The sequence below is a fragment of the Zhongshania borealis genome, assembly GCF_039539625.1.
Lineage (GTDB): Bacteria > Pseudomonadota > Gammaproteobacteria > Pseudomonadales > Spongiibacteraceae > Spongiibacter > Spongiibacter borealis.
In genome coordinates this window covers 43,346-56,173 of record NZ_BAABDM010000002.1, presented here as the reverse complement: position 1 = coordinate 56,173, position 12,828 = coordinate 43,346, and the positions used below count along the sequence as shown (strand labels likewise).

At 52.1% G+C, this 12,828-nt stretch carries 13 protein-coding genes; 10 read left to right on the top strand and 3 right to left on the bottom strand.

Going from position 1 to position 12,828, the window contains the following annotated elements:
• The first annotated feature begins 9 nt into the window (after positions 1-9).
• From thiO to ribA, 9 genes are all read left to right on the top strand, one after another.
• Positions 10-1,116: a glycine oxidase ThiO gene (thiO, locus tag ABD836_RS06510; RefSeq protein WP_344933687.1), complete on the top strand. Its 1,107-nt coding sequence runs from the start codon at positions 10-12 to the stop codon at positions 1,114-1,116.
• Between the two features lie 17 nt (positions 1,117-1,133).
• Positions 1,134-1,337, top strand: coding sequence for a sulfur carrier protein ThiS (gene thiS, locus ABD836_RS06505; RefSeq protein WP_344933685.1), 204 nt, complete (start codon positions 1,134-1,136; stop codon positions 1,335-1,337).
• A 106-nt stretch (positions 1,338-1,443) separates the two neighbouring features.
• Positions 1,444-2,241, top strand: coding sequence for a thiazole synthase (locus ABD836_RS06500; RefSeq protein WP_425583030.1), 798 nt, complete (start codon positions 1,444-1,446; stop codon positions 2,239-2,241).
• A 163-nt stretch (positions 2,242-2,404) separates the two neighbouring features.
• On the top strand, positions 2,405-3,235 hold the full coding sequence (locus tag ABD836_RS06495) for a TIGR03619 family F420-dependent LLM class oxidoreductase (protein WP_344933681.1): 831 nt from the start codon (positions 2,405-2,407) through the stop codon (positions 3,233-3,235).
• Positions 3,236-3,475: 240 nt separating this feature from the next.
• The gene (locus ABD836_RS06490; RefSeq protein ID WP_344933679.1) at positions 3,476-5,275 is read left to right on the top strand and encodes a monovalent cation:proton antiporter-2 (CPA2) family protein; all 1,800 of its coding nucleotides are present in this window, start codon (positions 3,476-3,478) and stop codon (positions 5,273-5,275) included.
• Entirely contained in the window at positions 5,272-6,027 is a 756-nt protein-coding gene (locus tag ABD836_RS06485; protein ID WP_344933678.1) for a sulfite exporter TauE/SafE family protein, read from the top strand. Before ABD836_RS06490 ends, ABD836_RS06485 begins: the two co-directional genes overlap by 4 nt.
• A 111-nt stretch (positions 6,028-6,138) precedes the next feature.
• A complete protein-coding gene (gene thiE, locus ABD836_RS06480) occupies positions 6,139-7,617 on the top strand; it encodes a thiamine phosphate synthase (protein ID WP_344933677.1) in 1,479 nt (492 codons plus the stop codon).
• Complete coding sequence (locus ABD836_RS06475) at positions 7,617-8,258, top strand: retropepsin-like aspartic protease family protein (protein ID WP_344933675.1); 642 nt, start codon at positions 7,617-7,619, stop codon at positions 8,256-8,258. Before thiE ends, ABD836_RS06475 begins: the two co-directional genes overlap by 1 nt.
• Before the next feature lie 61 nt (positions 8,259-8,319).
• Positions 8,320-8,916 carry a GTP cyclohydrolase II gene (gene ribA / locus ABD836_RS06470; RefSeq protein ID WP_425583023.1) on the top strand — a complete coding sequence of 199 codons (597 nt, stop codon included), beginning with the start codon at positions 8,320-8,322 and terminating at the stop codon, positions 8,914-8,916.
• A 78-nt stretch (positions 8,917-8,994) separates the two neighbouring features.
• On the opposite strand, the gene dxs is transcribed toward ribA, so the two are convergent.
• From dxs to ABD836_RS06455, 3 genes are all read right to left on the bottom strand, one after another.
• Positions 8,995-10,902 carry a 1-deoxy-D-xylulose-5-phosphate synthase gene (dxs, locus tag ABD836_RS06465; protein WP_344933672.1) on the bottom strand — a complete coding sequence of 636 codons (1,908 nt, stop codon included), beginning with the start codon at positions 10,900-10,902 and terminating at the stop codon, positions 8,995-8,997.
• Positions 10,903-10,982: 80 nt separating this feature from the next.
• Positions 10,983-11,900, bottom strand: a complete 918-nt coding sequence (locus ABD836_RS06460; RefSeq protein ID WP_344933670.1) for a polyprenyl synthetase family protein — start codon at positions 11,898-11,900, stop codon at positions 10,983-10,985.
• Between the two features lie 3 nt (positions 11,901-11,903).
• A complete protein-coding gene (locus ABD836_RS06455; RefSeq protein WP_344933668.1) occupies positions 11,904-12,137 on the bottom strand; it encodes an exodeoxyribonuclease VII small subunit in 234 nt (77 codons plus the stop codon).
• A gap of 148 nt (positions 12,138-12,285) precedes the next feature.
• On the opposite strand from ABD836_RS06455, the gene ABD836_RS06450 reads away from it, so the two are divergent.
• Positions 12,286-12,825, top strand: a complete 540-nt coding sequence (locus ABD836_RS06450) for a DUF924 family protein (protein ID WP_344933666.1) — start codon at positions 12,286-12,288, stop codon at positions 12,823-12,825.
• Positions 12,826-12,828: the final 3 nt, after the last annotated feature.

Sequence of the window (12,828 nt, the reverse complement as noted above, 5' to 3'; positions counted from 1 at the left end):
GTCTGACGTATGAGCGACGCGTCCGATATCCGCCATTCGAACTGCCACTCCTTGCGCATCGGCATCGCAGGCGCAGGCCTTCTTGGTCGCTTGCTCGCATGGAAATTACTGCTGCTCGGCCATCGCGTGAGTTTGTTCGATCGCGGCAGTCGCGCCGGCGAGTTAAGTGCGGCGCGGGTGGCTGCGTCGATGCTGGCGCCCTATAGCGAAGTGGCTAGCGCTGAACGCCAAGTTTTTGATTGGGGCTTAATGGCGCTGACGTGGTGGCCAGCGCAAATTGCCTTATTAGCTCAGCAAACGGGGCAGGATATTCACTACGGTGTTGATGGCAGTATTGTGGTCGCGCATGACTTAGATAAATCCAGTCTGCGCCATTTTGAACAATGCTTACAGGCAAAAATACCAGATCGGGCGGACGGCGTTGAGCGCATAGATCGCGAACGTTTGCGAAGATTAGAACCCGAACTCGCTGAGCATTACAGTTCGGCGCTGTACCTTGTGGACGAAGGCTATCTCGATAACTCGGCATTGCTCGTCGCGCTAGAAATGGCAATTACCCAGCTTGGTGGTCAGTGGTTTGAATACAGTGAAGTGCTTGAACTTAGCCCCGGGCGCATTGTACTAAGCGGCGGCGAACAGAGCTTTGATTGGGTGGTAGACAGTCGAGGGCTCGGCGCGAAATCTCAGCTACCGGGTTTGCGAGGCGTTCGCGGCGAAGTACTTTGGGTGCATGCGCCCGAGGTGAATTTCAAACGGCCGGTGCGTTTGATGCATCCTCGTTACAAATTATATATCTCGCCGCGTCCCGGTAATTGTTATGTGATTGGCGCGACAGAAATAGAAAGTGAATCTATGCAACCGGTTACCGTGCGCTCGACCTTGGAATTAATGTCGGCGCTATACAGTGTGCACAGCGGTTTTGCTGAGGCGACCTTACTGCATGCCTTCGCACATTGTCGGCCAGCGATGCCGGATAATTTACCGATAGTTAACTGTGAGTCAGGCTTGCTCACGGTTAATGGATTATATCGTCATGGTTATCTGCTTAGCCCGCAGCTAGTGGAGAAAGCCTTAGCGATGTTCACAGAACAAACTGAAAATAGTGTTGCAGTGTAGCGGGAAAGAAGGCGCAAATGATTTTAATTAGTTTGAATAATGAGTCCCGTGAATGTGATTCGGAGCTTGCCTTGGCAGCGCTTTTGCCGGCATGGGGTTTTGATTGGAAAAAAATTGCGGTGGCTATCAACGGTGATTTTGTTCCCCGCTCGCAGTACTCGAGTTTGCGATTAAATGCCGGCGATCAAGTGGATGTATTGGCGCCTGTTCAGGGCGGGTGATTTTGGGCCGGACGTCTAAATCAGATGTCAGGCGACACGTTCACAGGGCTTCCAGGTCGACGCCAGACCCCCGACGTCCGACGAATAAATACAGAGCTATAAAATGATGACACCACAGCCAGACAACTGGACTCTCTACGGACAAACTTTCCAAAGTCGTCTCCTCATTGGCAGCGCACTATATCCTTCGCCTTCGGTAATGAGTGAAGCTATCACCGCGTCGGGATCGGAAATCATAACTGTATCGCTGCGCCGTCAGTCGCCAAGTGAGGCGGGTGGTGAAGGTTTTTGGCAGCAGTTAAAAAGTTTGAATAAAACTTTTTTGCCGAATACGGCGGGTTGCCACAGCGTGAAAGAAGCGGTGACTTTGGCGCAGATGTCGCGGGAATTGTTTGAAACGGATTGGTTGAAACTGGAAGTGGTTGGCGATGATTATAATTTGCAGCCTGACCCGGTCGCGACGATTGCAGCGGCTGAACAATTGATTAAGCTCGGCTTTAAGGTGTTTCCCTATTGCACTGACGACTTAGTGATTTGTCAGCGCTTGCGCGATGTCGGTTGCGAGGTTTTGATGCCCTGGGGTTCACCTATTGGCACCGGGCGCGGCTTGATGAATCCCTATAATTTACAAACCATTCGTGAGCGTATTCCTGAACTGCCGCTAATTGTTGATGCCGGTATTGGCAAACCTTCCCATGCCGTTCAAGCATTGGAGTTGGGTTATGACGGTATTCTTCTCAATACCGCCATTGCCCAGGCTGGCGATCCAGTGATGATGGCCGCTGCGTTTCGGGATGCGGTTGCAGCGGGGCGACAGGCGGCGCGTGCTGGCGCAATGCCAGAACGGCAGACTGCCTCGCCGTCAACGCCTACCTTGGGTATGCCGTTCTGGCACCAGCAGTGAGGGTTTAGAAAGTTCTAGGGTATTTATAGTCATGTGAGTATTAACGCCGTGGTTTTGCCCTCGTCAAAGTGTGGTATAGGGTGGTAAAGGTAATTCACCTACACTAGCGGCAAGATCAATTCATAATAAAAAGGACGCGACTATGCATCTCGGCTTCAGTTCTATGAATACGGTGAACGATCCTGATCCGGCGCTATTGGCAAAGACTTTGGAAGAGGCGGGTTTTGAATCGCTTTGGTATGGCGAGCACAGCCATATTCCTCGATGCCGCACGACGGCGTATCCGCCTGGGGGGGAACTGCCCGAACCCTATAAAGAGATGATGGATCCCTATATCTCATTGATGGCAGCGGCGTCGGCGACCACGCGTTTAAAGCTGGGTACGGGTATTGCCTTGTTAATGGAGCGCGAGTTGTTTTCTCAAGCAAAGACCATTGCGAGCTTAGATCGTTTATCTGGCGGGCGCGTAATGATTGGTAGCGGTGTGGGCTGGAATCAGGAAGAATTTGAAAATGTGACGCAACAACCCTGGCAGCGCCGCTATTCAGTGTTAAAAGAAACGATTGCGGCGACCCGGGCGTTATTTGCTGACACGGCACCAGAATTTCACGGTGAATTTATTGATTTTGATCCAGTGTGGTTTGAGCCAAAACCCGTGAATATACCGCCCATGATTTTCGGTGCGATGGGACCGCTGGGAATGCGGCACACGGCAGAGTGGGCCGATGGCTGGATGCCGGTGGATGTAGCGCTTCCAGATGTTAAACAAGCGATTGCGGCATTTCATAATTTGCTTGCAGAATTTGGTCGCAAGCCCGATGACGTCGAAGTGACTTTGGTCGTGATGGCTGAAGTAACGCCAGATTTACTTAAGTACTATCGCGACTGCGGGGTAAGCCGCTGCAATATCGGCGTGGGTATGCAAAATTGGGATAAGCCCGAGATTGTGATGCCGATGATCGAGCGTTTCTCCAAGATTATTGCCGAGCTCTGAGACCTACTGCTAGTCTGTGAAGTCCTTGCCGAGGGCTTTGCAGTAGCTAGCTTGGCCTCGGCGTTAGTTTGGCTGCGGGCGACTATCACCTGCACCGAGAATACGATTAAACCTCGTAAATGCTTTAGTATCCCTTTATTTTTCGTGTGAGAATGATTCCTGTCATAGGGATATGGCAGTGTAATATTTCGTCTTAATATTCATCGCTGTGCTTGCCGCCATTAAACTCTGGAGATTTACATGCCTCACGAAAGCAATCTATTGCAGGCAATAGTCGTACTGTTGCTGGCTGCTGTTTTAGTGGTGCCGCTGGCTAAACGGATGCAACTGGGTGCGGTTCTGGGTTATCTCATTGCCGGGGTGGCAATTGGACCTGCGGCATTAGAACTGATTCACGACCCAGAGAATATCGCCCACTTTTCCGAGTTTGGTGTGGTGTTATTACTTTTTATTATTGGTTTGGAACTGTCTCCGAAACGTCTGTGGCTTATGCGTCGGGCGGTATTTGGTGTGGGATTGGCGCAGGTTGCACTCAGTGGTCTGTTGATTGGCTGTGTGGCCTACTTTGGCTTTGAGCAGCCTATTCGTACCGCGATTGTTTTAGGGCTGGGTTTAGCGCTGTCTTCAACGGCCTTTGGTTTGCAGATATTAGCGGAGCGTAAACAGCTTGGCAGTCCTCATGGGCGCTTGGCGTTTGCTATTTTGCTGTTTCAGGATATTGCGGCAATTCCACTGATCGCGCTGGTGCCGCTACTGAGCGGCAATGTTGGGGCAGAAAGCGGCGAGACCGGTACGTCGGTTGTGCGGATACTGCTGTGCATTGCGGCGGTCGTGGTCGGCGGTCGCTATTTACTGCGCCCCGTGTTTCGCATGGTCGCCAAAACGGGGCTGCAAGATGTATCCACAGCAACCGCCTTGCTGGTGGTTATTGGAACCGCGTGGTTGATGGAACTCGCCGGGGTGTCGATGGCCTTGGGCGCATTTTTGGCTGGTTTGCTACTGGCGGACTCAGAATACCGTCACGAGTTAGAGTCCCAGATCGAACCATTTAAAGGGCTGTTATTGGGCTTGTTCTTTATTAGCGTGGGGATGACGGCTGATGTTCATCTTCTGCTGCAAGAGCCGCTGACCGTGCTTGGCCTAAGCATTTTACTCATGGTTATAAAACTGCCTATTCTCGCTATGGTAGGTAAAACCCTTGGCAGATTGGATCGTCGCAGTGCGCTAAAACTTGGGGTTGTGTTGGCGGCGGGCGGTGAGTTCGCCTTTGTTATTTTCCAAATAGCGCGGGAGCAGAAACTGTTCAGCGCCGAGTTACACAGCATGCTGATTTTAGCGATTACCCTGTCGATGGCGCTCACGCCATTTTTGATCATTATTATCGCCAAGGTTTTGCAGCCCAAGACTGAGTCGCGCCCGGTGCCGCCAGAATACGAAGAAATAGAAAGCGATGAACCGCGCGTGGTTATTATTGGTATGGGCCGAATGGGGCAGATAGTTGCCCGTATCTTACGTGCTCAGCGGGTGCCTTTTGTTGCCCTGGATTTGTCAGTAGATACCATTGACCTGTCGCGAAGTATTGACAGTATGCCGGTGTTCTACGGCGACCCATTGCGGCCGGAGATATTGCGAGCGGTGGGTGCCGACAAAGCCGAATATTTTGTGCTGGCTGCTGATGACCCAGAAACAAATATTAAAATTACTGAGTTGGTAGGTCGTTTGTATCCGCATATAAAATTTATTGCCCGCGCAAGAAGCCGATTCCACGTTCATCGCCTTCTTGAGTTAGGCGCCTCACCGATTCGTGAAACCTTCCACTCTAGTTTGGAAATGAGCCGCCTTACCCTGATGGCGTTGGGCTTGAGCGAGGAGCGCGCGCAGGCGCGAATCAGTCGTTTTCAGCAGCACGATGAGGCGCTGCTTGAGCAACAGCATAAGATGTATAACGACCGCGAGGCCTTGATGCAAAGTGCTAGAGAAGCTCATGATGAATTGCAGGCGTTATTTGATGCTGACCTTATCGAAGAACGTGGCCTGTGATTAACGATCCATTTTTCTATTTTTGCGCCATACCCGCCATACTTATTTTTGGTATGGCAAAGGGCGGTTTTGGCGGTGGTATCGCGGTGGTGTCGGTGCCGTTGATGAGCTTGGCCGTATCGCCAGTTCAGGCCGCGTCGATTTTACTTCCCATTTTGGTGGTGATGGATGCGGTGGCCCTGTGGAGTTTTCGCGGCCAATGGGATAAGGCGAATTTGAAAATAATACTGCCTGGAGCAATGCTTGGGATTGTTATTGGCAGTATTGGTTTTCGGTACTTGTCTGAAGACATGATTCGCATTTTAATCGGCTTTATCGCCGTTGCGTTTTGTTTAAATTATTGGTTAAAGCCAGCAACACAAATGCAACGTGGACCTGATCGCCTGCGGGGCAGTATCTGGGGTGCGGTCGCAGGTTTTACCAGTTTTGGTATTCACGCGGGCGGACCGCCAATCAATATTTACCTGTTGCCTCAGCGTCTGGAAAAATCATTGCTAATGGGCACTATCGCCATTTTCTTTGCGGTGGTGAACGTAGTGAAGTTGATACCCTATAGCTTGCAGGGCAGTTTCGACCACACTAATTTGCTAACAGCGGCGATACTCATGCCGGTCGCGCCTGTCGGCGTTCGGTTAGGGTATTACTTGTTACACAAAGTGAGTGAGCAGCTTATATACCGAATCTGCTATTTTTTTCTGTTTGTCGTTGGTGTCAAACTCTTATTTGATGGATTGCTCGGGCTTTTCTCCTAAGGTTTGTTCCTGCCAGTGTCGCTAATGACTGATGAATTTTCGGTCTTGGTGTTGCCTTATTCCTGTGGCAGCTATACTTAGCGCAATAATCACGAGATGTAATGAGGAAATATGGCAAGCCGCAGAAAACCAATAGTTTGGAGTATTGCCGGTTCAGATTCGGGTGGCGGTGCGGGTATTCAGGCTGATTTGGCCACCTTTCACGATTTCAACGTACATGGCTGTACCGTTATCACCGCGATTACCGCTCAAAATAGCTTCGCACTCGGCCATATATCGGTTACTCCGCGGCGAACGCTCGCCGCGCAAATTAATGCCTTAGACAGTGATCTGCAGGCCGATGTAATTAAGCTGGGCATGCTGGCTGATGAAAGTGTGGTCAGCATGGTGGCCAAGTATTTAGAAACCTATAAGGGCTTTGTTGTTTGTGACCCGGTAATGATGTCGAGTACCGGCGGCGAATTAAGCAAAAACCTCAGTGCGTGCATGATCGAGAAGCTGCTGCCGCACTGCGATTTACTAACGCCTAACTTAAGCGAAGCCGAGGCCATTCTCAATCGTGAGGTAGGCGGACTCGATGATGTAGAGCGAGCGGCGGCTGATATTGTCGCGCTGGGTGCCCATGCGGTTTTAATTAAGGGCGGGCATTTTGATGCTCGCAATAGTGAGCGCCACGATTATTGGACAGATGGTATTGATGGGTTTTGGTTGAGCGGTACTAATGTTGATACCTTAAACACGCATGGTACTGGCTGTAGCTTGTCCTCGGCGATTGCCGCTGCCTTGGCGCGCGGCTATTCCTTGCCGGATGCCTTGGTGATCGCTAAAGCCTATGTGAGCCAAGGGTTGCGGATGGCAGTGCAGTTGGGCGGCGGGCCGGGCCCCGTAGTGCATGTCGGTTGGCCTCATGAATTAATCGATTTTCCTGCCTTAAGTCGACGATTGCCCGTCAAGGGCCCGCGCTTTAACTTTCCGTCTTGCGGTGAAGAACTCGGTTTGTATCCGGTGGTTGATAGTGCCGATTGGATTGCTCGTCTATTGGCTTGCGGCGTAAAAACAATTCAACTCCGTGTTAAGGACTTGCAGGGCGACGCCCTACGCCAAGAAGTTGAGCGCGCCGTGGCTTTGGGGCGAGAATTTAACGCCAAGGTATTTATTAATGACTATTGGCAGTTGGCTATCGAATTGGGTGCGTATGGTGTGCACTTAGGTCAAGAAGACCTCGATATCGCTGACATGGACGCCATCGCTAAGGCTGGATTACGGCTCGGTGTAAGTACCCACACCTACTACGAGGTTGCTAGGGCGCATGGTCTGCGGCCCAGTTACATTGCGATCGGCCCAGTGTATCCAACCAACAGCAAGCAGATGCCTTATAGTCCGCAGGGGCTTATGCAGCTGCGCCGCTGGGTGGGTATTTTAGGCGGAGATTACACCCTCACGGCCATTGGCGGAATTGATGTGAAGCGGGCGGCGGCGGTTTTGCAAACTGGCGTGAAAAGTATCGCGATGATCAGCGCGATCACCCAAGCCGAAAACCCGGAGGCAGTTGTTGCCGAGCTAATGTCACTGATTGAGACGGTGGCATAGTGAGGTGGATTCTTGTCGGCGTTATATTATTGGCGGCGTCATTGGCCTGGTCAGAGCCTTCAAATGTTGTTGTGCGAGGCCTATTTGATAAAGCGGCCTTGTTTGAAATTGACGGCCGAAGTCAGTTATTACGCAATGGTCAGCACGACAGCTCGGGCTTACAGCTTATCTCAGCCACGCCCTTGCAGGCCGTGGTCGAGGTTGCAGGTCAGCGCCAGACCTTGGTGCTGAATAAGCGAATCGGTGCCATATACCAGCAAGCGGCGATTAACACTGTGGTGCTGCGCAAGAACTCTCGCAGTGAATATCGGATGACGGTCAGCATTAACGGCCGCATGGTGGATGGCGTGATTGATACCGGCGCGTCGACGATTGCGATGAGCTCACGTGAAGCGCAGCGCTTGGGCATTGCTTATAAGCAATGCCTACCCACAGTTGTCGCTACGGCGAGTGGTTTGAGTGACGCTTACGCCATCAGCCTTGCCAAGGTTGAGCTAGGCAGTATTGCGGTACCCCATGTCAATGCGATTGTTATCGAGGGAAATTACCCTCATGTCTTGCTGTTAGGCATGAGTTTTTTACAGCATGTGAACCTACAAGAACACAATAATATTTTAACTCTGACTGCCCGACACAATTGAATATGCAACAATGTTCGCCTCATGGCCATGGTGCTGGTAAAATGCGCGACCGGTTTTGCTCATGGAGATACCCGTGGCGGTTAGTTTTATAGAATCCTCAAAGCTCCCAACCCCTTGGGGGGTATTCGATATACATGGATTTGAGGACACCGAGAACAGCAAGGAACATGTCGTGCTCACCTTAGGTGATGTCAGTGACGGTGAGCCGGTGCTGGCGCGGGTTCATTCCGAATGCCTTACAGGTGACGCCTTGTTCAGCATGCGCTGCGACTGCGGCTCACAGCTGCGCGCGGCCCTAGAGGCAATTGCTGCCGAAGGGCGTGGTACGCTGTTTTACCTGCGCCAAGAGGGGCGCGGTATCGGTCTGGTAAACAAAATTCGCGCTTATAAATTGCAAGATGCTGGTGCGGATACCGTGGAAGCCAATGAGCAATTGGGTTTTGGTGCAGATATGCGTGACTACAGCGTGCTGGCGGTCATGTGTGAGCACCTTAATATCACCAAGGTGCGCTTGATGACCAATAACCCGCGTAAAGTAAATGCACTTACAGACCAAGGCGTGGAAGTGGTTGAGCGGCTGCCACTGCAAACCGGTCAGAACCCCCATAATGCCAAGTACCTCGCGACTAAGTCGGGCAAGCTCGGGCATTTGTTTTAGCGGGGTATCTTTACCAAGCCCCTTTATTTGCTCGCGTCTGGGAGATAAAGGGTGGTAAATCCTTAGCTAGGCGAGGGCTTATTCTTCCGAAAATTGCGGTAGTTGCGCTATCCGCTGGCGAATACTGGCGACAATTCCGGGCGCGTCTAAGCCAATGTCGCTGAGCAATTGTCCGTGCTTACCGTGATCCATAAACACATCAGGTAGCCCCAGTTGCAATACCGGCATCCAGCGGTTTTGTTGATTCAGGTATTCCGTCACTGCGCTGCCAGCGCCACCGGCAATTACATTTTCTTCCAGTGTCACTAATAAGTCGTGATCGTCGGCTAATGCGTCAATTAAATCAGTGTCGAGGGGTTTAACAAAACGCATATCAGCGACCGTGGCATCAAGCTCCTCTGCGGCAGTCAGTGCCGAGGCAAGCAGGGTGCCGAAACTGAGAAGGGCAATTTTTTGGCCCTGGCGTTGAATCCGGCCCTTGCCAATCGCCATCAACTGCATTTCATCTTCAATTGCCACGCCGGGGCCGGTCCCGCGTGGGTAGCGCACGGCTGCTGGGCCGGGGTAGTGATAGGCGGTGTGCAGCATTTGCCGTGTTTCATTTTCGTCGGCGGGCGCTAATACAATCATATTGGGAATGCAGCGTAAAAAGCTGAGGTCAAAGGCGCCGGCGTGGGTAGGCCCGTCTTCGCCGACGAGACCTGCGCGGTCTATACCAAAGGTCACGTCAAGATTTTGCAGGGCAATATCGTGAATGAGCTGATCGTAAGCGCGCTGCAAGAAAGTAGAGTAAATGGCAACCACAGGCTTTAAACCGTCGCAGGCCATGCCGGCAGCTAACGTCAGTGCGTGCTGTTCGGCAATGGCCACATCGTAAAAGCGGTCCGCAAAACGTTCAGAAAAATCGAGCATGCCTGAGCCTTCGCACATCGCTGGGGTAATGGCGACGAGTTCGGGATTTTGCGCAGCTTGGTCGCAGAGCCAATCACCAAAAATATCTTGGTATTTGGGGAGCGAGGGCTTGGCCACTGGGGTGTGTCCATTGCAGGGCTTCGGTTCAATTTTAGAAATCGCGTGAAAACCTACGGGGTCTTCTTCAGCAGGACCAAATCCTTTGCCTTTTTGGGTGCGGATATGCAGCATTTGCGGGCCGGGTAGCTCGCGTAAATTGCGTAAAGTCGGAACCAGCATCTCTAAATCGTGGCCGTCGATTGGGCCGATATAATTAAAGCCTAACTCTTCAAATAAGGTGGCAGGCGAGACCATGCCCTTCATGTATTCTTCTAGGCGAGCGGCAATGTCGGTTGCCGAGCGAGGGAATTTTTTCAGTACGGACTTACCGCCACTGCGCAGCTGGTTGTAGGTTTTAGAGGCCCACATCTTTGAAAAGTAAGTGTTTAAGCCGCCGGTGCTTTTGGATATCGACATTTGATTGTCGTTGAGGATGACCAGCATATTGGCGCCGGTATGGGCGGCGTGGGTAATGGCTTCAAAGGCCATGCCAGCGGTCATCGCGCCGTCGCCGATAACGGCAATGGTATGGCGCTCTATTTCTTGCTGGCGCGCGGCAATCGCCATGCCCAGTGCTGCGCTGATACTGGTGCTGGAGTGACCAACACCAAAGGTATCGTAGGGGCTTTCTTCACGTTTCGGAAAACCGGCCAAGCCATTGGCTTTGCGCATGCCGCTCATGCGCTCACGACGGCCCGTTAAAATTTTATGGGGGTAGCACTGGTGGCCGACATCCCAAACGAGCCGGTCTTCTGGGGTGTTGTAAATATAGTGTAGGGCAACGGTCAGTTCGACCACGCCGAGTCCGGCGCCGAAATGCCCGCCGGTTTGACCAACGGTGTAGAGCAGAAACTCCCGCAGTTGCTGGGCCAGCTCTACTAGATCAGTTTCCTCGAGTCGACGCAGATCTGCCGGGCTGTCGATACTGTCCAGCAGTGGCGTGGCTGGTCTTGTATGGGGGATTTCTTGAAACATTAAACGCGGGACCCTGAACCGGTGAAAGGTCGAGATTGTAAACGAATTTGAGCCGATTTACCTATTTAAAGCAGTCTTCTTCAGTGATTGCGCGCGATGATGTAGTGAGATAAATCACGCAGTGGCGTAGCGCGTTCATCGAAATCGCTTAATGATTTTAGTGCCTCGGTGTGGAGGTCTTGGGCGAGCCTTTTTGCGCCCGGCATGCCTAATAGGGCAGGGAATGTGGGCTTGTTCAGGGCCTGATCGGCACCTTGTGTCTTACCGAGTGTCTCGGTATTGCTCTCAATGTCGATAATGTCGTCTTGCACTTGAAATGATAGGCCTATTGCTTTGCCGTAGCAGTCGAGTTGGGATAATTGCTGTTCGCTCGCGCCGCACCAGATGGCGCTCATTGCGATGGCTACGCGGATTAACGCACCGGTTTTTAATTGGTGCATGGTCTGCAGCGCCGCGAGGTCGAGCTGCTGGTCTACCGCCGCTAGATCAATGGCTTGGCCGCCCACCATGCCGCGCGGGCCGGCGGCGGCGCTTAGTTGCCGAATTAACGCCAGCTTCGCCGAGGCATTCTCGCCCGGTAAGTTTGCAATGACTTCAAAGGCGCGGGCCTGTAGAGCATCGCCGACCAGAATGGCAGTGGCTTCATCAAAGGCAATATGGCAGGTCGGCTTGCCACGACGCAAATCGTCGTCGTCCATGGCGGGAAGGTCGTCGTGAACAAGGGAGTAGGCGTGGATCATCTCAATTGCGCAGGCAATCTCGTCTAGGCCCGGGCTAGTGTCCTGGCCCAAGGCGTGTGCGGTGGCGTAAACTAAGCTGGCGCGGACGCGCTTACCACCGTTCATTAAACTGTAAATGCTGGCTTCGCTCAGTCTCTGCAGTTTGGTGCTGGCATCGGCATCGGCATATTCGCTACCGGTGTTGCTCAGTACCGTGGGCAGGGACTGTTGTACGCGCTGCTGACTATCGGCGAGGAATTTAGCGAAATCAGGGGTCATTAATCAGTCTTCCGCAACCAAAGTTTTGCTGACGATTTCGCCGTCTTTGTCCATGAGTAGCTGTACTTTCTGCTCTGCGTCAGCCAAAGCTTGTTGGCAGTCGCGACTTAATTGCATGCCGTCTTCAAAGGCCTTGAGCGAATTTTCTAGGCTGAGGTCACCGGATTCCATGCTTTGCACGAGACTTTCTAGCTCAGAAAGGGCGGTTTCAAAATTCACTGTATTTGCCTTGGCCATCACATGCTCCCGAAGTGTTGCGTTGATTGAGTCGTTGGCCGGGCTATTCTATCAGTGTCGAGGAAATGAGGGTAATTGCGAACTTACTATCGCTAGCCAAAGAGGACTAAAATACCGAGGTCTGTTGTTTGAGTGAGCGCATGAATTAATGCATTTTCAAAAAGTTATCGATTTTTGGTTCGGCGAGCTTTCCGCGTCGGCGCATTTTAGAAAGGACCCCGCGCTTGATCAGTTAATCGCTACCCGGTTTGGCGCTATTCATCATGCCGCCGTTGCGGGTGAGCTTTACTCATGGCGACATCGAGCCCTAGGGCGTTTGGCAGAAATTATCGTACTCGATCAGTTTTCGCGGAATATCTACCGTGACCAAGCGGCCGCCTTTGCCGCTGATGGGCAGGCATTGATTTTAGCGCAAGAGGCGATTCGGGTGCACGCTGACGAGGAGCTGAGCCAAGCTCAACGCGTGTTCCTGTATATGCCCTATATGCACAGTGAGTCCGCGGCCATTCAGAATGCCTCATTGCGATTATATGAGTCGCTTGGCTTGGCTGATAATTACCGGTTTGCCCTCAGGCACCAGCAAATCATAAACGAATTTGGCCGTTACCCCCATCGCAATGCTATCTTGGGTCGCGACTCGACGATGGCCGAACAGGCTTTTTTGGAAACGGCGGGTTCATCTTTTTAGTGG

Bases quoted from the DNA above. Each gene is read 5' to 3' on its own strand.
- thiO (WP_344933687.1), top strand. From the start codon at position 10: ATGAGCGACGCGTCCGATATCCGCCATTCGAACTGCCACTCCTTGCGC.
- thiS (WP_344933685.1), top strand. From the start codon at position 1,134: ATGATTTTAATTAGTTTGAATAATGAGTCCCGTGAATGTGATTCGGAG.
- ABD836_RS06500 (WP_425583030.1), top strand. From the start codon at position 1,444: ATGACACCACAGCCAGACAACTGGACTCTCTACGGACAAACTTTCCAA.
- ABD836_RS06495 (WP_344933681.1), top strand. From the start codon at position 2,405: ATGAATACGGTGAACGATCCTGATCCGGCGCTATTGGCAAAGACTTTG.
- ABD836_RS06490 (WP_344933679.1), top strand. From the start codon at position 3,476: ATGCCTCACGAAAGCAATCTATTGCAGGCAATAGTCGTACTGTTGCTG.
- thiE (WP_344933677.1), top strand. From the start codon at position 6,139: ATGGCAAGCCGCAGAAAACCAATAGTTTGGAGTATTGCCGGTTCAGAT.
- ribA (WP_425583023.1), top strand. From the start codon at position 8,320: ATGGAGATACCCGTGGCGGTTAGTTTTATAGAATCCTCAAAGCTCCCA.
- dxs (WP_344933672.1), bottom strand. From the start codon at position 10,902: ATGTTTCAAGAAATCCCCCATACAAGACCAGCCACGCCACTGCTGGAC.
- ABD836_RS06460 (WP_344933670.1), bottom strand. From the start codon at position 11,900: ATGACCCCTGATTTCGCTAAATTCCTCGCCGATAGTCAGCAGCGCGTA.
- ABD836_RS06455 (WP_344933668.1), bottom strand. From the start codon at position 12,137: ATGGCCAAGGCAAATACAGTGAATTTTGAAACCGCCCTTTCTGAGCTA.
- ABD836_RS06450 (WP_344933666.1), top strand. From the start codon at position 12,286: ATGCATTTTCAAAAAGTTATCGATTTTTGGTTCGGCGAGCTTTCCGCG.